Origin of the sequence: Psychroflexus longus (assembly GCF_020164595.1) — a bacterium.
In the GTDB taxonomy this organism is placed as follows: domain Bacteria; phylum Bacteroidota; class Bacteroidia; order Flavobacteriales; family Flavobacteriaceae; genus Psychroflexus; species Psychroflexus longus.
The window spans coordinates 84,319-102,069 of the sequence record NZ_JAIQZE010000013.1 but is presented as its reverse complement, the minus strand read 5'-3'; the positions used below and the strand labels follow the sequence as shown (position 1 = coordinate 102,069).

At 37.8% G+C, this 17,751-nt stretch carries 15 protein-coding genes and 2 tRNA genes; 6 read left to right on the top strand and 11 right to left on the bottom strand.

What is annotated here, in order from left to right; all coding sequences use genetic code 11:
- Positions 1 to 628: 628 nt before the first annotated feature.
- Positions 629 to 1,591, bottom strand: a complete 963-nt coding sequence (gene xerA, locus LB452_RS11640) for a site-specific tyrosine recombinase/integron integrase (RefSeq protein WP_224461909.1) — start codon at positions 1,589 to 1,591, stop codon at positions 629 to 631.
- A gap of 781 nt (positions 1,592 to 2,372) precedes the next feature.
- Here xerA and LB452_RS11635 point away from each other — a divergent pair.
- Positions 2,373 to 4,961, top strand: a complete 2,589-nt coding sequence (locus LB452_RS11635) for a M14 family zinc carboxypeptidase (RefSeq protein ID WP_224461908.1) — start codon at positions 2,373 to 2,375, stop codon at positions 4,959 to 4,961.
- A 105-nt stretch (positions 4,962 to 5,066) separates the two neighbouring features.
- On the opposite strand, the gene LB452_RS11630 is transcribed toward LB452_RS11635, so the two are convergent.
- Positions 5,067 to 5,621, bottom strand: a complete 555-nt coding sequence (locus LB452_RS11630) for a manganese efflux pump MntP (protein ID WP_224461907.1) — start codon at positions 5,619 to 5,621, stop codon at positions 5,067 to 5,069.
- A gap of 318 nt (positions 5,622 to 5,939) precedes the next feature.
- Here LB452_RS11630 and LB452_RS11625 point away from each other — a divergent pair, with 318 nt between their 5' ends.
- A complete protein-coding gene (locus tag LB452_RS11625; RefSeq protein WP_224461906.1) occupies positions 5,940 to 6,440 on the top strand; it encodes a flavin reductase family protein in 501 nt (166 codons plus the stop codon).
- 520 nt (positions 6,441 to 6,960) lie between these two features.
- Here LB452_RS11625 and LB452_RS11620 read toward each other — a convergent pair.
- The 9 genes from LB452_RS11620 to LB452_RS11580 form a co-directional block, all read right to left on the bottom strand.
- Entirely contained in the window at positions 6,961 to 8,256 is a 1,296-nt protein-coding gene (locus tag LB452_RS11620) for a hypothetical protein (protein WP_224461905.1), read from the bottom strand.
- Positions 8,257 to 8,905: 649 nt separating this feature from the next.
- Positions 8,906 to 8,980 (bottom strand) — tRNA-Val (locus LB452_RS11615).
- Between the two features lie 40 nt (positions 8,981 to 9,020).
- Positions 9,021 to 9,095 (bottom strand) — tRNA-Val (locus LB452_RS11610).
- Positions 9,096 to 9,154: 59 nt separating this feature from the next.
- Positions 9,155 to 10,375, bottom strand: a complete 1,221-nt coding sequence (locus LB452_RS11605) for a bifunctional folylpolyglutamate synthase/dihydrofolate synthase (protein ID WP_224461904.1) — start codon at positions 10,373 to 10,375, stop codon at positions 9,155 to 9,157.
- Positions 10,376 to 10,378: 3 nt separating this feature from the next.
- A complete protein-coding gene (locus LB452_RS11600) occupies positions 10,379 to 11,263 on the bottom strand; it encodes an energy transducer TonB (protein WP_224461903.1) in 885 nt (294 codons plus the stop codon).
- A gap of 3 nt (positions 11,264 to 11,266) precedes the next feature.
- Positions 11,267 to 11,659 carry an ExbD/TolR family protein gene (locus LB452_RS11595; protein ID WP_224461902.1) on the bottom strand — a complete coding sequence of 131 codons (393 nt, stop codon included), beginning with the start codon at positions 11,657 to 11,659 and terminating at the stop codon, positions 11,267 to 11,269.
- Positions 11,660 to 11,661: 2 nt separating this feature from the next.
- The gene (locus tag LB452_RS11590) at positions 11,662 to 12,351 is read right to left on the bottom strand and encodes a MotA/TolQ/ExbB proton channel family protein (protein ID WP_224461901.1); all 690 of its coding nucleotides are present in this window, start codon (positions 12,349 to 12,351) and stop codon (positions 11,662 to 11,664) included.
- A gap of 77 nt (positions 12,352 to 12,428) precedes the next feature.
- Complete coding sequence (locus LB452_RS11585) at positions 12,429 to 13,655, bottom strand: Glu/Leu/Phe/Val dehydrogenase dimerization domain-containing protein (protein WP_224461900.1); 1,227 nt, start codon at positions 13,653 to 13,655, stop codon at positions 12,429 to 12,431.
- A gap of 92 nt (positions 13,656 to 13,747) precedes the next feature.
- On the bottom strand, positions 13,748 to 14,800 hold the full coding sequence (locus LB452_RS11580; RefSeq protein WP_224461899.1) for an anhydro-N-acetylmuramic acid kinase: 1,053 nt from the start codon (positions 14,798 to 14,800) through the stop codon (positions 13,748 to 13,750).
- A 168-nt stretch (positions 14,801 to 14,968) separates the two neighbouring features.
- On the opposite strand from LB452_RS11580, the gene LB452_RS11575 reads away from it, so the two are divergent.
- The 4 genes from LB452_RS11575 (at position 14,969) to LB452_RS11560 (ending at position 17,747) form a co-directional block, all read left to right on the top strand.
- Positions 14,969 to 16,111 (top strand): acyl-CoA dehydrogenase family protein, encoded by a 1,143-nt coding sequence (locus LB452_RS11575; RefSeq protein ID WP_224461898.1) that lies wholly within the window; start codon positions 14,969 to 14,971, stop codon positions 16,109 to 16,111.
- A gap of 244 nt (positions 16,112 to 16,355) precedes the next feature.
- Positions 16,356 to 16,616, top strand: a complete 261-nt coding sequence (locus LB452_RS11570; RefSeq protein WP_224461897.1) for a thiamine-binding protein — start codon at positions 16,356 to 16,358, stop codon at positions 16,614 to 16,616.
- Positions 16,600 to 17,238: a nicotinamide riboside transporter PnuC gene (gene pnuC, locus LB452_RS11565; protein ID WP_224461896.1), complete on the top strand. Its 639-nt coding sequence runs from the start codon at positions 16,600 to 16,602 to the stop codon at positions 17,236 to 17,238. The genes LB452_RS11570 and pnuC overlap by 17 nt, the downstream gene beginning before the upstream one ends.
- On the top strand, positions 17,193 to 17,747 hold the full coding sequence (locus LB452_RS11560; RefSeq protein WP_224461895.1) for an AAA family ATPase: 555 nt from the start codon (positions 17,193 to 17,195) through the stop codon (positions 17,745 to 17,747). The genes pnuC and LB452_RS11560 overlap by 46 nt, the downstream gene beginning before the upstream one ends.
- The last annotated feature ends 4 nt before the right edge of the window (positions 17,748 to 17,751 follow it).

Here is a 17,751-nt window from a genome sequence, read left to right as displayed (position 1 = left end):
ACTCAACTCCCCAATTCTTGAAAATATAACAGTTTCTTCTTCCGTTTGAGCATTCAAAGTCAAAGTTAGAATTCCAATAAATAACGTTAATATGAATTTCATACGGTTCTCATAAATGTTTTACAACTCGTTATATGTTGATAAAAATACACGTTTAATTCAATTATTTACGGGATAAACGCATGTTTTTATCACTTTTATATTCAAAGATGTTAATTATGTTACATTTTTTCTCACCAAAAAAAAAAGAACTCAACAATCAGAATTATTCAAATCACTCACTATAATTACCCCTTTTTCAAAGGAAAGCATAAAAAAGATCTAGGCATTCTACAGTATAGCTTAAGCATAGCTTAAGTATGGAGAGTGTATTAAAAATATAAACTCAATTGGAGATGTAATTTTCACTTGAGGAAGAATTAAGTTTGACTTAAAGATGACTTAATTTCCTCTTGAGGGTTTTGTAAATTCGACTTCACGAAGTGCATAAAAAGACTAGTCTTTTTATGCAAAAAGAGTACTACTTTCAGAAGAAAAGACTACTCTTTAATTTTTAACGATTTCGGTCGGTTTTGGATATATAAATTTACTAAAATATAGCCAGATCCTATGCGCTCTAAAATATTTACTACAAAGATTTACGAGGCAATCCCCTTGATGGATTACCCTTAGTCAGCTGTTTATGCTTAGATACAGCCACATCCAAAGGATTTTGTATAGCACTGATGGATCTCTCCGTTACATGCGTATAAATCATAGTCGTCTCAGGCCGGGAGTGACCAAGTAATTCCTGTATATAACGAATATCCACACCATTCTCCAACAGATGCGTGGCAAAACTATGCCGCAAGGTATGGGGCGTAACCTTTTTCCTGATGTTTGCCAATTGGCAACTTTTTTTCAAAAAAGCCCTTACCGATGAGGCAGAATAAGCCATACCTTTTTCACCCTCAAAGAAAAAACGCTCAGGTCTATACGTCCGTACATAATTCAGCAGCAAAGGCTGTATACTCTGTCCCAAAGTGGTATGCCTGTCCTTTCTTCCCTTGCCAGACTTCACGTAGACCGACTGCCTTTCAAGATCCACATCAGCCAGCTTCAATTTCAAAAGCTCACCAATGCGCAGCCCGGAAGAATATATCAAACCCAGGATCGCACGATGTTTCAGGTTGCGAGTGGCTTGCAAGATAGAAATCACCTCTTCCGTAGAAAGGACATCAGGCAATTTCCGGTCTTTTTTAGGTATCGAAATTTTTTCAACTTCCACGTTCAGGTAACTATTTAGTCTAAAGAAATGTTTTAGCGCATTCATAGCCTGCCTGTGCGAGCTTATGCTGTAGTTGCGTTTAGCCAAGACCCCTTCAGCAAACAACTCCACCGATCTGTTGGACAAGTCAGTCAAAGCTTTAGAATTATTAAATTTCAAAAAAAGTTCTATAAAGTTGGAATAAGTATTCACCGTAGAAACACTCTTGCGTTGCCCTTTCAGATACTCACTGTAATCCTGCAGTGCAGCTAGATGCTGTGAGTTCAAAATCGATTCCATACGACGTTCAGCTTTAGCCTTCTGCATAGCCGAGTAGTCCACCACCCAGTCAGTACGGTTCAAAACCCGCATCAGTCGCCGTTTAGAAGCATCCAAGTCAGGAACATAATAGCACCTATGCGTCTGCGTCCATTTGCAATCAGGAAGCCCGCTCAAAGCCGATTTCAACTCAGCATCAAACCCAAACCGAATCGCTACACAATCCATATTCTTATGCTTCAAAGGCTTCAAAACAACAGTTTTCATAATAAAGGAAGTATTAAAATAACGATACAATATAAATCAAAAAAACATTATATAAGTCTAATGCCTTGGTAATCAGTAATAATTTCTTCTGAATTTGATACCGGTAAGACTTATTTTTCTTCGATAAATACACCTGAAACTTTAGCAATCACTTCCAACCCCCGTGGTTCAAAACACAAAAAAATCGCCAAGCCTGGCGATTTTTGAATTGTGCACTCGCATTAAAAAAGATTTGACCGGCTATTTAAATCTGAAATGGCAAACTGTAAAAGCATGATCAATGAAACATTTGTAGACTAGATTTAATTGAGAACCAAGCTTAATAAAAGATACCGTCCATAACGGACCTCATATGTGGTTTAAGGGGTGTTTTTGAAAATATGTTTTATTGACGGTGCAAATAATAAATCTCTCTCATATCCTTTCAAATTCTGTTTACCTGTTTTTAGCAAAAATGACCGCTAAAAAGACAAAGTTACAGCAGAAGCCTTGGCTAAATAATTTCTTCATTTTCAATTCACTTACCCATAATAAAATATACTTATATTAGCTACTATGAAGCTCTAAAACACAATGACTTATGAAGTTTATATTTTCAATATTCTTACTGCTTGCCACGTTTCAATTTCAGGCGCAGGATTATTTCCTGCAAGACAAAGGCCCCTTTGATCCTGATATTCCAAGTCCGGAAGTATTCTTAGGCTATTCTGTGGGTTCTCACCACACCCGCCACGACCAGATCGTTGCCTATCTCACAAAGCTGGCAGAAGTGTCAGACCGAGCTGAAATCCTCCAGTATGGGAAGACCTACGAGCACCGGCCTTTGGTTATGCTCAACGTTTCAAATCCGGACCATTTAGAAAATCTGTCTGAACTTCAGAAGAAGCACCTTCAGTCGACAGACCCAAATAGCAATGTAGACGTATCAGAGTTACCAGTCTTTATCAATCTGGGGTACAACGTGCATGGCAATGAGCCCTCCAGTTCGGAAGCAGCATTATTATCAGCCTATATTCTGGTAGCTTCAGAACATGCTGACATCCAAAAATTCCGTAATGAAGCAGTCATCATGATCGATCCAACCATCAATCCAGACGGGAGAGACCGCCACACTCAATGGGCAAATATGTTTAAAGGCGACCCTTTGGTCGCCGATCCTGCAGACGCCGAACATAATGAGCGCTGGCCGGGAGGAAGAACCAACCATTATTGGTTTGACCTCAATCGCGACTGGCTACTCGGCATTCACCCAGAAAGCAGAGGAAAGCTCAATTGGTATCATGAATGGTATCCCAATGTGGTCACCGACTTTCATGAGATGGGAACCAATAGCACCTATTTCTTTGAGCCGATGAAAGCCAATGCTTCCAAAGATCCTATCATGCCAGCAGAAAATTACACAACCTTGAATGATAAGTTCGCTGAGTATTATGTAGAGGCTTTAGATGCTATTGGTTCTTTTTACTTTACCAAAGAGGTTTTTGATGGCACTTACCCAGGTTACGGTTCATCTTATCCAGATTTGCAAGGCGGCTTAGGTATTTTGTTTGAACAGGCGAGCTCGCGCGGACATGTACAGGAAACACCAACTGGCGAAATTACTTTTGCTTTTACAATCAGAAATCAATTAACATCCAGTCTGGCCACAGTGAAAGCCGCAGTAGAAAACAAGGATTTGCTTTACGATTATCAGAAGCGCTTTTTCAAATCAGCCATTTCCAATGCCGATAAAAGTAAGGTTGAAGGCTATGTTTTTGGTGATGATTATGATGAGAACAGAACCAAAGCCTTTATAGATAAACTTCTGCTACACCGGATCAAGCTCTACGAACTTGAAGAAAGTGTAAAAACAAAAGGCAAAACCTTTAGTCCTGGGAACGCTTATTATGTGCCTACCAGGCAGCCACAATACCGCATGGTGCAAACCATGTTCGAAACTTATGAAGAATACACCGATAGTGTCTTTTATGATGCTTCAGCCTGGTCGCTGGTCAATTTTTACAATTTGGAATATGCTCCACTAAAAAAAGCAGCTAAAAAAGGAAAAGAAGTAACTCGCGAAGATTTAAAACTTAAAAATATTGAAGTTGAAAAATCGAACTACGCTTACCTTGTGGACTGGAACGCTTACAATTCTCCAGCCCTTTTATGGAGATTGCAAAATGCAGGAGCAAATGTACTTTCTGCCTTCAAGCCTTTTTCATTATCTATTAAAGGCAAGCAAAAAGATTTTGATTACGGCACATTAGTGATTCCGGTGAGCCAGCAACGTATAAGCGGTGATTCTCTATACAATTTGGTAAGAAATGCAGCAAATGAATACTCCGTTGAAGTCTCATCTGCAACTACCGGATATAGTAAATCAGGAGTAGATTTAGGAAGCCGGTATATCAATACTTTAGAAAAACCTGAAGCATTTATGCTGGTAGAAGATGGCGTTTCTTCCTACGAAGCCGGAGAGGTGTGGCATCTTTTGGACACTCGGGTGGATATGCCCATCAGTAAAATTCCTATGCGAAATTTTGAAAACATCAATTGGGAACGCTACAATACGATGGTGATGGTTTCCGGGAGTTACAAGCAACTCGATTCTACCGATCATCAGAAAATTAAAAATTGGGTAAGTTCCGGCAATACATTAATTACGATAAGAAATGCTTCCGAATGGGCCATCAAGAATAAGATTGTAAAAGAAAGGCTTTTAGAAGAAGAGGAAGATAAAGAAAGCGACGAGGAAACAGAAGAGAAGAAGGATAAGAAAATTGAAAGAAAACCTTACGTTGAGGCTTCAGAAAATATAGGAAAAAAATCCGTTGGAGGTGCTATTTTTGAGGTTGACCTGGACTTGACGCATCCTTTAGCTTTTGGTTATCAGCGGGAAAAATTACCTGTTTATAGAAATAGCAGTGTTTGGATCGCTCCAAGTGAAAGTCCTTATGCTACTGTAGCAAAATACACCGATGACCCGCATATCGACGGATTTATCACCGATAAAAATTTAAACGAATTTTTAAAACCTTCCGCCTCTTTGATTGTAAGCAAACTAGGGAAGGGGAGAGTGGTTCTATTTGCTGATAATCCAAACTTTAGAGGGTCGTGGTATGGAACCAATCGCTTGTTTCTGAATGCGCTATTTTTAGGCCAGCATATCGATGTTCCATCTGAGTAAGTGACTTTTACTTTAGCTATTTACGTTAAAAAAGGGATTGCAATTTTGAATTGTAATCCCTTTTATGATTCAAAATCTATAAATCACTTCCTCTTTTTGAAAAGATTAAAAAGGCGTGTCTAGAAAATTAATGACAGCCAAAACAATTAAAACAATACCGGCGAAGACCTGAACGTATTTACCAAATTTATCTTTCACGTATTTCCCGGTCTTGAGTCCAATAAAAGAAAATATACCAGAAAAGAACGCGATAATAGATGCTAGTTTTAATGGAGAAACCCCGCCGAGACCAAGACTAAATCCCACGAGAAGATTATCCAGACTCAGTCCGAGTGCCACAAGCAGTAAACCTTTGATGGAAGTGATAAATTCTAAAGAGTCTTTTCTTTGTTTTTTAGTTCTGTAAGCAGAAATGATGGTATAAATTCCAAATCCTGCCAAAATCAAACCTCCAATTAATTTGGAATAGCTCTCTATAAACGAACTTACAAATTGACCTATATATAAACCCACTAGAGGAACAGTAAATTCTACAAGAATAAAAATGATAACAATCCTCAAATGGTATTTTTTAGTGTCCAAAGCACCAAGCCCAAACGAAAAGGATAGATTGTTAGATGCTATAACAATTGCAAGGAGAATAAGTTCAAGTTTATTCATGTGTCAAATTTAAGACTTTAGCAAGTGAACAAATAAAGACCTTTAAGTTATGAAAAAAATGATTACATGTCTAAGTTTTACACCTAATTATTAAGTGCAGTACTATCAAATTGCCAAATCTTTTCCTTAGTACTTCAATCTTTTTTATTAACTGCCCACTAATAATCTTTCCATTTCTTTAACAGCGATATTCTCTTATTTCCTTTAAATTTAAAAATGTGGATGTTAAGTTATATTAAGTATCTTATTTAGAAACTTGATCAGCTTTTATAAAGCATCTTACAGAATTATGTTTTACTAATTAAATTCAAATAAATTATGAGCAAACTAACACATAAATTTACTTACGGATACTACATTCTTACAGCTTTAAAAAAGTCCGAGGATTTAGAAACACGAGATAAAGATTACATAGCGGCTGGAACTGTCAATTGGGTTTCACAAGTTTCCTTTTCACCAGAGATTATTTCTGTCTCCGTTGGTCAAAAAAGTGATCTTAATGAAACTATTGATTACAGTGAATATTTTACCTTGCATTTACTTTCAGAAGATCACAAGGAGTACGTGAAGAAATTTGGAATCAAATCCACAATTGAAGATAACAAAATAAACGGGGTGCCTTTCAAAAAACAAAATGATCAGGCTATTGTTGAAGACACTTTAGGGTATATAACTTGCAAAGTCGTTAAAAGTCAAAATGTAGGGGATCATACCGTTTATTTCGGAGAAGTTGTTAATGAGGAAGTCCATAAAGACAAACAAGCTTTATGCACCATGCAGCTTCCATCAGAATACACCAAAGACAAAGCGGAGATCTAGTATTCAATATTTGACTATACTACTAAAAAAATCCAATGCAACTGCATTGGATTTTTTGCTTTATATCATTCTGGACTCTGTTAATTAGAATTTACTTTCAAGTTTCGAGAGAGGCTGTTACTCGTGTATTGTCTACTTTTTTTTCATACAGACATGTTCACGTTTCTAGAAAAAATCATTAAAAAAATACTCCTTTTAAATGATGAAATAGGTAAGGGCCTTTAGCCCTGTAATTTTCTTTATATAAATATTTTTTGTAAATAAAAAAGGGTATAGCCCTGACGTATTATATGTAAGAGACCTTGGCAAACTTATCATTTATTCAAAACTAAAGCTTTCTTCTAGTAATGTAAATCGAATACCAACCGTAATTCTTGTATTTGTCAGGAGTAAATTAACTGATACTGCTTACAAACTCGGGTTATTTCATAATCGAATTATTACAAAAAAATGCCTCTGATCTTTAATGGTCAGAGGCATTTCTTCAGTATAAATTATTAGTTATTTCTGGGATTTTCTTCTATTCACAGACTACAGCATGTGCTATAATCCAGAAGTCTCCATCTCCACTGTAAGAAACAGTAAATGAATCGCTTGATTCACCATTTAAATTATTAGTGTTTCCATACTGCCCTGGAGCTATTGTAGAAGGAGGGTTATCACCAAGATATAAATGAGTCTCAATCATTCTATATCCACTGTTCATATCATAGGTGACTGTCACATCAGTACCCGATACTTCAATTGTCAAAAGACCAACTAAAGTTCCGCTGCTTGTATTGTTCTGGCCAGCACCAGCCCAAATATCCAAAGTATATGTACCATCTTGAACATCGGTAAACTCATTAGCCCATCCCCAACGACCATTGGTCAATTCAAGATCCATAAAAGTGTTGTTCCCAAAAGCAAATGCTGTTTCGCAGCCAGTTTCATCAAAGTCATCATAATCATCATCACAATTTTCATTGAGATGGAGGTAGCCACTCTCTTCGTTGATAGAGTCAACTTCATCCAGTGACAGAGTGGTTTCTACAAGTATTCCGTTCACAAATAACTTGATGAAGAATGATTGATCTTCTGTAGGAATACTTGGGTCGTATGGTAATTTTAAACAAAGGAGTTCGTTAGCTTCATCATCACTGTTATAATCACCATCAGCAGAACCACTCCAGATTAAATCTTCATCACTAGTTTCATTTTCATTTGGATAGACAAAGGCATCTAGGGAAGCTACAGCGTGTCCAGTATCAGGCATGCAATAGTTAGCAAATACACAAAGATTCTTTACTTGTTTAATAGTAATATCCCAGAATACAAAACCAAATTGTGGTGGTGTGAAGGCTTCGATACATAGCACTTCCAAGTCATATTCTATTTTCCTGTAATTTTCAACCGTTACATCAAAAGGCAAGGCCTGACTTACGAATGGACCAAACTCACTATCTGCACTAGGAGTTGCATAAAGTGGGTGATCATCTGTGTCATAAAGCTGAACGCTTGTCACTTGATAAGTGCCTGGGCCGAGCTCAATAAGATCCGTCTTGTAATTATCGCCCCATGCCTTTAGATTGATGTTATAGGTTTCTCCGCTCATTTCGATAACTGCATAAGAAGCTAGAGCCATGTCACAAGATTCTACATCATTTTTACTATTAGTAATTCCAGATTTGGCAGTACTTACCCTGTCCCCAGCAAGTAAGAATTCAACACCACCTTGTTCTTCCTGCGATGTAGATTCTTCATCTTGACAGGAATACATAAAGAGCATTGCTGCGCAAGCAAAAAGTAAACTGAAAGGTTTAATTAATTTTTTCATGATTTCAATGTTTTAGGTTTAAATTGTTAATAAAAAGTATTTTTTTAACTGATAATTCTCAGGGATTTAATGTGTGGTTCCATAATTCTCAGTTTTTTATTTATGATAAAATTAAGATTTAACTATATTTTTTTTTAGTTTTTTAACAAAAAACAAACTTTAAAAAAGTTATCAACAAATTAATAATGCACTGAAAAGCAGATAACTATTGGTTTTTACCAAAATTTAATAGCATTATAAATGAAAAAATGATAATATTTATTCTTAAATAAAAACTAAAAAAATTGCGTTCTTTTATTTGATAGTGTTGTTTTATGTATTCTTTTAATACTATTTTGAATATAAATGTGGTTTGAAATTCTGAAGTGCATCATATTGAATTTTGTTGACCCAAAGTTGAAGTTTGCTCCCGAAAATAGAAATCAAAACTGCTGGTGCGTTTTTTTGGAATTACCGTATTCAGGAATAAATAGTTTAAAGGGTTTGATTGGATTAGCTAGTGTTGATTCATAAAAGAAAACTTCTGCGAATAGGAATCTATAACTGATAGCGTAGCTTGTGTCTGTTTTATTTGGTAGAAGCTCTCAGGCAAGTAGTTTTTGCCAAACAAAAAATCCAATACCGAATGGCATTGGATTTCCGATTGATGTGGGTCATACTGGATTCGAACCAGTGACTTTCACCCTGTCAAGGTAACACTCTGAACCAACTGAGTTAATGACCCGACTCTAAAATAAAAAAACCCTAACTTTAGCTAGGGTTAGTGGGCGATGAGGGGTTCGAACCCCCGACCCCCTCGGTGTAAACGAGGTGCTCTGAACCAGCTGAGCTAATCGCCCCAAATTGGGATTGCAAATATAAACCTTATTTTGATTTCTCAAACTAATTTTTTTGTTTTTTATAAAATTTCTGCAACTGTAAATGTGCTGCCACCAATATAAATCAGATCATTCTGTTTTGCTACACGTTGAGCTGCTTTCAATGCATTTTCAACAGTTGTGAACGCTTTTCCGTAAAGTGAATAATCCTTGGCCTTATAGTACAAATCAGTAGCCTCCATGCCTCTCGGTACATTGGGTTTAGAGAAATAATATTTAGCAGATTTTGGAAACAATGGTAAAATGCTGTCCAGATCCTTGTCATTGACGAAGCCTAAAACCATATGTAACTTTTCATACTTTTCTTCCTGCACCTGTTTCATCACCAAAGCCAAGCCTTCCTTATTATGTGCAGTATCTGCTATTGTTTTCGGCTCTAGCTCCAGCACCTCCCATCGGCCTCTCAATTGAGTATTTGCTTTTACTTCCGTAAGACCTTTTTTTATGGCTGTCTTTGTAATTTTCCAGGTTCCTTGGCTTTGTAAAACTTCAAGACTTTTTAGGCAAGTTTTGAGATTAGGCTTTTGGTAGTGACCTCCTAGATCGGTCTTGATCACCGTATCATCCATATCTTCGGCAAAAAATATAGGAGATCCTTCTTTTTTTGCTTTCGTTTTGAATACTCGTTTTGTTCCTGCAGTGGTCTCCCCGATAACCACCGGCACCTTCTTTTTGATGATACCCGCTTTTTCACCAGCTATTTCTTCAAGGGTGTTGCCAAGCATAGCAGTATGGTCAAGACCTATATTGGTGATAACAGAAAGGATCGGCGTAATAACATTTGTAGAATCTAGCCTTCCCCCTAATCCAACTTCAATGATAGCAATATCCACTTCTTCTTTTGCAAAGTATTGAAAGGCCATACCCACGGTCATTTCAAAAAACGATAGCTTTTGGGTTTCCAGAAAATCCTTGTGAATTTCTATAAAGCTAATTACATCAGCTTTAGGGATGGTCACGCCATTTATTCTGATGCGCTCGCGAAAATCTTTCAGATGTGGAGATGTATATAAGCCAACTTTATACCCTGCGGTTTGCAAAACCGAAGCTAGCATATGGCTCACAGAACCTTTGCCATTTGTGCCTCCTACGTGAATGCTTTTGAAATGATGCTGAGGATTCTTCAGTTGCTTCATTAAAGCTAAAGTATTTGTCAAATCCTTTTTGAAGGCAACCTGTCCTTGTCGCTGGTACATTGGAAGTTGATCAAACATCCAGTGAAGCGTTTCAGTATATGTCATTTATTATTCAGATAATTTGAAAACGTAAGTTATAAATCCGATTTGAGTTGAGGGAGCTTTAGAGTCGCTATTGAACTTAGTCGCTAAAGCTGCACGTTTAGCCGGATCCATTAGGCAGGCACTTGAGTTGGTTGTTCCTTTAGCTCCTGGAGTTGCTTTTACAACATCGCCATTTCTATTGACCTCAATTCGAACGACTACTTCTCCAGATTCATCGCATTCCTGGACAAATGTCTTTTTGGATAATGCTTTTCTACCACCAAGTCTATAGTTTCCATCGCCGTCAAGTCCTTTTCCAGTACCATAGTAATTCTTGGCATTAGGATCCCCATTGGGGTCTCCTTTATCACCAGCCTGATTGTCATTGCCTTCGCCACCGTCAGCTTTACCATCATTTTCGGGACCATTCATCAGACTTTCCATAGCATCGGTTACCGATTTTTCTGGTTTTTGTTCTTTTATGGGTTCCGGCTCGGGTTCTGGAGTAGGTTCAGGTTGAGTTTCCTCTATTTTTTCTTTTACTTCTTCTTTTGGTTTTTCAGGTTGTTTTTTCTGTTCTTTTACGACTTCTTTTTTTTCTTCAATAACTGGTGCTTCCTCAGTTTCCTGTGTCACCACATCCTCTTGGATGTTCTCTGCAGTACTGGTTTCTTCAACTTCCTGCGGAGGAGGTGTACTTTTGGGCTGAGGTGAAGTTTTCACGGGCGCATCGGGCTGAACATCTCCGGAACCAACCTCTGTAGTTCCAAAATTAATAGCGATACCACGTTCTTCTGGAGGATCCAGGTACTTCAATCCAAAGAAAAACATCAATAAGATAAACAGGATATAAATCCCTGTAGTAATCAGGAATGATTTTTTCTCGTGTTTGGTTTTAAATAGACTCACGTTTTAGTTGGGTTTGACGGCCAAAACAATTTTATATTTATTTCTATTGGCTATATCCATTATTCTCACAGCCTTCTCGATAGGCACACCTTCTGCAGCTCTCAGAATAATAGTAGGTTCTTCAATTCCTCTGAGTTTTGCCTTCAAAGTGCTTTCAATTCTGTTGGAATTTACTTTTTCCTCATTCACATAAAACTCCAACTCTTTAGTAATACTTACCGCAATATTTTGAGTAGACGTAGTTTTTCCTTTAGCTTTTGGTAAAATCAAATCCAAGGCTTCTGGTGTAATTACAGGAGACGTCAACATGAAAAAGATAAGCAACAGAAAAACAATGTCTGTCATGGAAGACATGCTGAAGGTGGCGCTTACTTTATTTCTACCTCGTAAATTCATAATTAACTAGGTTCATTTAATAAGTCTAAGAAATCCACAGCGGTGGCTTCCATCTGGTGAACCACTTTATCGGTTCTTACCACGACATGGTTGTACCCAATGTATGCGATAATTCCTACAATAAGTCCTGCAACAGTAGTAGTCATAGCTGTATAAATACCTTCTGCGAGAGATCCCATTTCGGCTTGCCCGCTGCTGGTTGCCAGTTCATGAAAGGCGATGACCATTCCTATGACTGTTCCCAGGAAACCTATCATTGGTGCTGCACCGGCGATAGTGGCTAGTACACTCACGTTTTTTTCTAACTTATAAACTTCCAGACGGCCGGCATTTTCGATGGCGGTATTGATATCTTCTAGTGGAGAACCAATCCTGGAAATTCCTTTTTCAGTAAGCCTGGCGACAGGAGAATTTTCCTGAGCACATCGAATTTTTGCGGATTCAATATTGCCAGAAGTCACGCTGTCTTTAATCTGATTCATAAAATTCTTATCGGTTTTGGAAGCCGCTTTTATGGCAAATATGCGTTCAAAATAGATGTAAATCGCAAAAAATAAAAGCACTGCCAAAATCAGTATGATAATGGTTCCTCCCGGACCACCACTAAACATTAAATCGATGATGGATAAGGTTTTTTCTTCAACGACTTCCTCAGCAACTTCAGGGGTTTCTTGAGCAAAAGGTATAAACATGGGTTATAGTGTATTATATGGTATAAGTAACGCTAAAGTAAGCAATTAATTTTATCACTAGATAAGTATTTTCAGCTTTAGACCAATTGTTTTAATGCGATTTCAAAAGCGACTTTACTGATGTGTTTCTTGTCATTATTATTTTCAAAGGTCTGCTGAATGGCATTTTTAATAGTCACAGAAATATCATTGAAAATCGCCTCATCGGTCATTAAGACTTTGCGCTCCATGAAGTAGGCAAAGACTCTAGCCATACCGCAGTTGGCAATAAAGTCTGGAATCACACTCGCTTTTTGGTCGGCGTATTCCATAATAGGTCCAAAGAAAATCTCCTTATCCGCAAAAGGTACATTGGCCCCGCACGATATCATTTCAAGGCCATGCTCTACCAAATTATCAATTTGATCTTTTTGTATCAATCGAGAGGCCGCACAGGGAGCGAAAATTTCTGCACCGAGTGACCAGAACCTCTTATTGGCTTCTTTAAAAGGAATCAAATCCGGACTTTGTAACGTATTTCCATCTTTGGCCAAAAACAGGTCTTTTATTTCTTCAAACGTATACCCCTCCTCGTTGATGAGTCCTCCATTTCTGTCGAGTATTCCTATGATTTTAACGCCCATTTTGGCTAAATAAAAAGCGGCAGAAGCCCCAACGTTTCCAAATCCCTGGATGATGGCTTTTTTACCGTTGACATCTCCTCCGTAAATGTTGTAAAAATGCCTTGCAGATTCTGCCACCCCAAAGCCCGTACACATATCGGCAACTGTATATTTTCTTAAAATGTCCGGCGTATAATCTGTGTTTTCTATCACTTTGACAACCCCTTGGCGCAATTGCCCGATTCTATTAATTTTATCGGCCTCTGTAGGCTGGAAATGACCGTTGAATACGCCTTCCTGCGGATGCCAGACACCGCAGCTTTCGGTGATAGGAATTACCTCGTTGATTTCGTCGACATTCAAGTCGCCTCCAGTCCCGTAATAACTTTTTAGTAAAGGTGAAACCGCTTTATACCAGCGTTCCAAAACCGCTTGTTTTCTAGGATCTTCAGGATTGAAGTTGATGCCAGATTTCGCTCCGCCAATATCAGGTCCTGAAACCGTGAATTTGATCTCCATGGTTTTAGCCAAAGACAGCACCTCGTTTTCGTTGAGTCCTTCGCGCATTCGTGTACCGCCGCCAGCTGCGCCGCCTTTTAGAGAGTTGATGACCGTCCATCCTTCAGCTTCCGTTTCAGAATCTCTCCAGTGAAACACAATTTCAGGGGCCTTATCTTCGTATTTATTTAAAAGTTCTTTCATAAGAAATCTCTACCTTTTTATTGATTTGGCCGCAAATATAAAGATTCACTAAGGCACTATTAATTTTAGCATCAATAATTCTTAAGAAGATATTAAGGTAGAAAGACTTTACCTGAAGAATGATCACGCGAAGCTCCCGTTACAGACGACAACACGTTTATTTCTCCTCTGTCTTTCAACACACCCAAAAGCGCAAAAATTAGAGCTTCTTTATAGTTGATGATGCCTGGGGCTGGGAGAATCAATTCAGCATTGGTTTCAGCAGAAATGAGTTCCATTAAGTAGGTGTTGAAGGCGCCGCCTCCTGTAAAAAGAACACGTTTATGTCCGGAAATAGCCTTTGCAATTTGATGGGCGAAGTGCTGAGTACAGGTGGCAATAATTTCTTCGGAACCTGATTTTGCTAGATTTAATAGGGGAAGAAATTCAGCTTCCAGCCATTCGATACCTAGGGATTTTGGCCAGGGTTTGGAATAATACTGAAGCTGGTCGAGTTGTGCTAAAAGCTCCATATTCACAACTGAAGCCCTTGCGATAGAACCACTTTCATCAAATTCTTTCCCCAGTTTGTTGGCATAAGGATTCAATACTTTGTTGACAGGGCAAATGTCGTAAGCGATACGTTGATTATCCTTTTCAAAAGAAATATTGGTAAAACCACCAATATTCAAGCAGGCATCAAATTCTCCGAAAAGCAACCGATCACCAATTGGAACCAAAGGAGCGCCTTGACCGCCAAGTTCCACATCCTGAACTCTGAAATCACAAATGATTTTTTGTGCTGTTAGCTTTGCCAGTTTGGAAAGATTGCCGATTTGGTAAGTAAATTGATTTTCAGGTTGATGTAAGATTGTATGCCCATGAGATGCTATAAAATCAAGTGCGGATACATTGTTGTCGTTGATAAATTTGTTGATAAATTCAGATAGCAGGATTGTATAGTCTTCATCTAGGGCTTTAATTTTATCTAAAGGCCAGGTGTGCGCATGAGCTAACTTTTCTTTCCAAACAGGAGAATATGCATAAGTACTGGCAGTATGGATTTCAAAAGAAAAAGACGTTCCTGCTTTAATTGTGCAATGCAAAAGATCAATTCCGTCTATTGAGGTACCAGACATGACGCCGATGACAGAGTAAGTTTTCATGTGCTTATTTATACTTCAAAATTAATGCAATGCTTTTGATTAATCTTGTAATAGATCTTCATTTCCAGATTTTACATTAATCTTAATTTATGAAACCTTACGTTGAAAAATATGTAGGTAAACCCTATATTTGTGTCAAATTTTTAATAAAACTGAAATAATAATTATATGGATTTTAAGTTGACAGAAGAACATGAAATGATTCGCCAGGCGGCGAGAGATTTCGCAAATAATGAGTTGAAACCTGGAGTCATTGAGCGTGATGAGAAGCAAGAGTTCCCGAAAGAGCAAATCAAAAAATTAGGAGAACTTGGTTTTATGGGAATGATGGCGTCACCAGAGTATGGTGGTGGTGGAATGGATACTGTGTCTTATGTTCTGGCGATGGAAGAATTGTCAAAAATTGATGCTTCGGCTTCTGTTGTCGTTTCTGTAAATAATTCTTTAGTCTGTTGGGGTTTGGATACTTACGGTACTGAAGAACAAAAGAAAAAATACTTAACCCAACTAACTACAGGTGAAAAAATTGGAGCTTTTTGCTTAAGTGAGCCTGAAGCTGGTAGTGATGCAACTTCACAAAAAACAACCGCAATAGATAAAGGTGATCATTACGTGATCAACGGAACCAAAAACTGGATTACCAACGGAGGTTCTGCAGATATTTATCTAGTCATTGCGCATACCGATAAAGAGAAAAAGCATAGAGGAATCAATGCTTTTATTCTTGAAAAGGGAATGGAGGGGTTTGAGATAGGTCCTAAAGAACAAAAGATGGGAATTCGTGGAAGTGATACGCACTCGTTAACTTTCAACGATGTAAAGGTTCCTAAAGAAAATAGAATTGGTGAAGATGGATTTGGATTCAAATTTGCCATGAAAACGCTTGCTGGTGGAAGAATTGGGATTGCTGCACAAGCTTTGGGTATTGCAGCCGGAGCTTACGAAATGGCAAAAGCCTATTCCAAAATCAGAAAAGCATTTGGAACTGAAATCATGAACCATCAAGCTATTGCTTTCAAACTAGCTGACATGCACACTAGCATCGAAGCGGCAAGACACATGGTGATGAAAGCAGCCTGGGATAAAGATAATGGTGAAAATTATGATCTTTCTGGTGCAATGGCGAAGTTGTATGCTTCTCAAGTCGCGATGGATGTGACTGTTGAAGCGGTACAAGTTCACGGTGGAAACGGTTATGTGAAGGAATACCACGTGGAGCGCTTGATGCGAGATGCAAAAATCACTCAGATTTACGAAGGAACTTCAGAAATCCAAAAAATAGTCATCTCCAGAAGTATACTGGCAGACTAGATTTGAAATAGATTTAAACAAAAGCCTGGAGTTTTAAAATTCCAGGCTTTTTTTGTTGCTTGTTATTCAGATCCCTATGCATCCAGAAAGCGTTTCCTGCTTCGGTAATAGAGATCCATCAATCGTCGAAAAAGCTCCTTCTGAATAACAAGTGTCGCCGACTTTGCTGGAAATAAGCAATTATTTAAAAGACTTCTTTTGTTCTTGTAAAAAATGGTAACCTTGTGACACGAAACTAAAAGCTATGAAAATTTCAGTAGAATTAACCTTAACCCCCATACAAGACGACTACGAACCGATTATCATAAATTTTATAAAAGCCATGAGAAATTCTGGACTTACAGTTCTGGAAAATCCGTTGAGTACTCAGGTCTATGGAGAATATGATAGGGTGATGCAGATTTTGAAGGACGAAGTGGAAGTTGCCTTTGAAGCGATGGATCGTGGTTTATTGCACATGAAACTAGTAAAATCTGACAGAAGTGATTATGAGCCTCATTTTTGATTGGTTATTTTCAGAATATGAAAATACGCCCACTCATTATATAGTTTTAGAAGTCATTGCTGTCATCTTTGGTTTCTTGAGTGTTTTATTTTCCAAAAAAGACAACATTCTTGTATTTCCAACGGGAATTATAAGCACGCTGATATTTGTCTATATCCTTTACCAATATGGTCTTCTTGGCGATATGATGATAAATGCTTATTACTTTTCTATGAGTGTCTACGGTTGGTACCTATGGACAAGAAAGGTTGACGATTCTCATTTTATACCCATTGAAAAGGCTTCTCCTAGAGAAAATATTAAATCGATCTTTCTTTTTGTAGCAACCGCTATTTTTGTAACTGTAATCTACGAAGTGTTCGATAAATGGGATGGATGGGTCACGTATATGGATGTCATAACGACCTCCATTTTCTTTGTTGGAATGTGGTTGATGGCCAAGAAAAGATTAGAAAACTGGATCTATTGGATTGTTGGTGATCTCATCTCAATTCCTTTGTATTATTATAAAGGTCTTACGTTTACATCTTTTCAATTCATACTTTTTACTATTATTGCGGTTTACGGATATTTAGAATGGAAGAAGAACTTAAACAAACCCAAAGCAAGCTTACTAAAATAGTCCTTTTCGGTCCTGAATCTTCTGGGAAGTCCAGTTTAGCTGAAGCCTTAGCAGAGGAGTATAATACGGAATGGGTTCCTGAGTTTGCCAGAGAATATCTACAAGAGAAGTACAACGATTCTGCTGAGGTTTGTGAGCCATCAGACCTTATTCCCATTGCAAAAGGTCAAATCCAATTGGAGAACAAACTCGCAGAAAAAGCAAAGAATTATCTTTTTTGTGATACCAATGTTTTACAAACGCTTACTTATGCTAAAGTTTATTATGAAAACTTTCAAAGTGATGTATTAGAGCAGTGCGTAGAACAACATGAGTACACTTATTACTTCCTTACCTATATCGACACCCCATGGGTCGCAGACGATTTACGAGATAAACCCGAGCAGAGAAGTGAAATGTTTAGTATATTTGAAAATGCGCTCATCCTAAGAAATCTCCCTTGTACAATTTTGAAAGGAGATTTGAAGCAACGTTTACAAACAGCCAAATCTATTATTAAAGCAATATAATTCT

What these genes read in the sequence shown, in the direction of transcription:
- LB452_RS11630 (WP_224461907.1), bottom strand. Translation starts at nt 5,621, where the DNA reads ATGAATAAACTTGAACTTATTCTCCTTGCAATTGTTATAGCATCTAAC.
- LB452_RS11620 (WP_224461905.1), bottom strand. Translation starts at nt 8,256, where the DNA reads ATGAAAAAATTAATTAAACCTTTCAGTTTACTTTTTGCTTGCGCAGCA.
- LB452_RS11560 (WP_224461895.1), top strand. Translation starts at nt 17,193, where the DNA reads ATGGAAGAAGAACTTAAACAAACCCAAAGCAAGCTTACTAAAATAGTC.
- LB452_RS11575 (WP_224461898.1), top strand. Translation starts at nt 14,969, where the DNA reads ATGGATTTTAAGTTGACAGAAGAACATGAAATGATTCGCCAGGCGGCG.
- LB452_RS11580 (WP_224461899.1), bottom strand. Translation starts at nt 14,800, where the DNA reads ATGAAAACTTACTCTGTCATCGGCGTCATGTCTGGTACCTCAATAGAC.
- LB452_RS11590 (WP_224461901.1), bottom strand. Translation starts at nt 12,351, where the DNA reads ATGTTTATACCTTTTGCTCAAGAAACCCCTGAAGTTGCTGAGGAAGTC.
- LB452_RS11605 (WP_224461904.1), bottom strand. Translation starts at nt 10,375, where the DNA reads ATGACATATACTGAAACGCTTCACTGGATGTTTGATCAACTTCCAATG.
- LB452_RS11570 (WP_224461897.1), top strand. Translation starts at nt 16,356, where the DNA reads ATGAAAATTTCAGTAGAATTAACCTTAACCCCCATACAAGACGACTAC.
- LB452_RS11595 (WP_224461902.1), bottom strand. Translation starts at nt 11,659, where the DNA reads ATGAATTTACGAGGTAGAAATAAAGTAAGCGCCACCTTCAGCATGTCT.
- LB452_RS11625 (WP_224461906.1), top strand. Translation starts at nt 5,940, where the DNA reads ATGAGCAAACTAACACATAAATTTACTTACGGATACTACATTCTTACA.
- LB452_RS11635 (WP_224461908.1), top strand. Translation starts at nt 2,373, where the DNA reads ATGAAGTTTATATTTTCAATATTCTTACTGCTTGCCACGTTTCAATTT.
- pnuC (WP_224461896.1), top strand. Translation starts at nt 16,600, where the DNA reads ATGAGCCTCATTTTTGATTGGTTATTTTCAGAATATGAAAATACGCCC.
- LB452_RS11585 (WP_224461900.1), bottom strand. Translation starts at nt 13,655, where the DNA reads ATGAAAGAACTTTTAAATAAATACGAAGATAAGGCCCCTGAAATTGTG.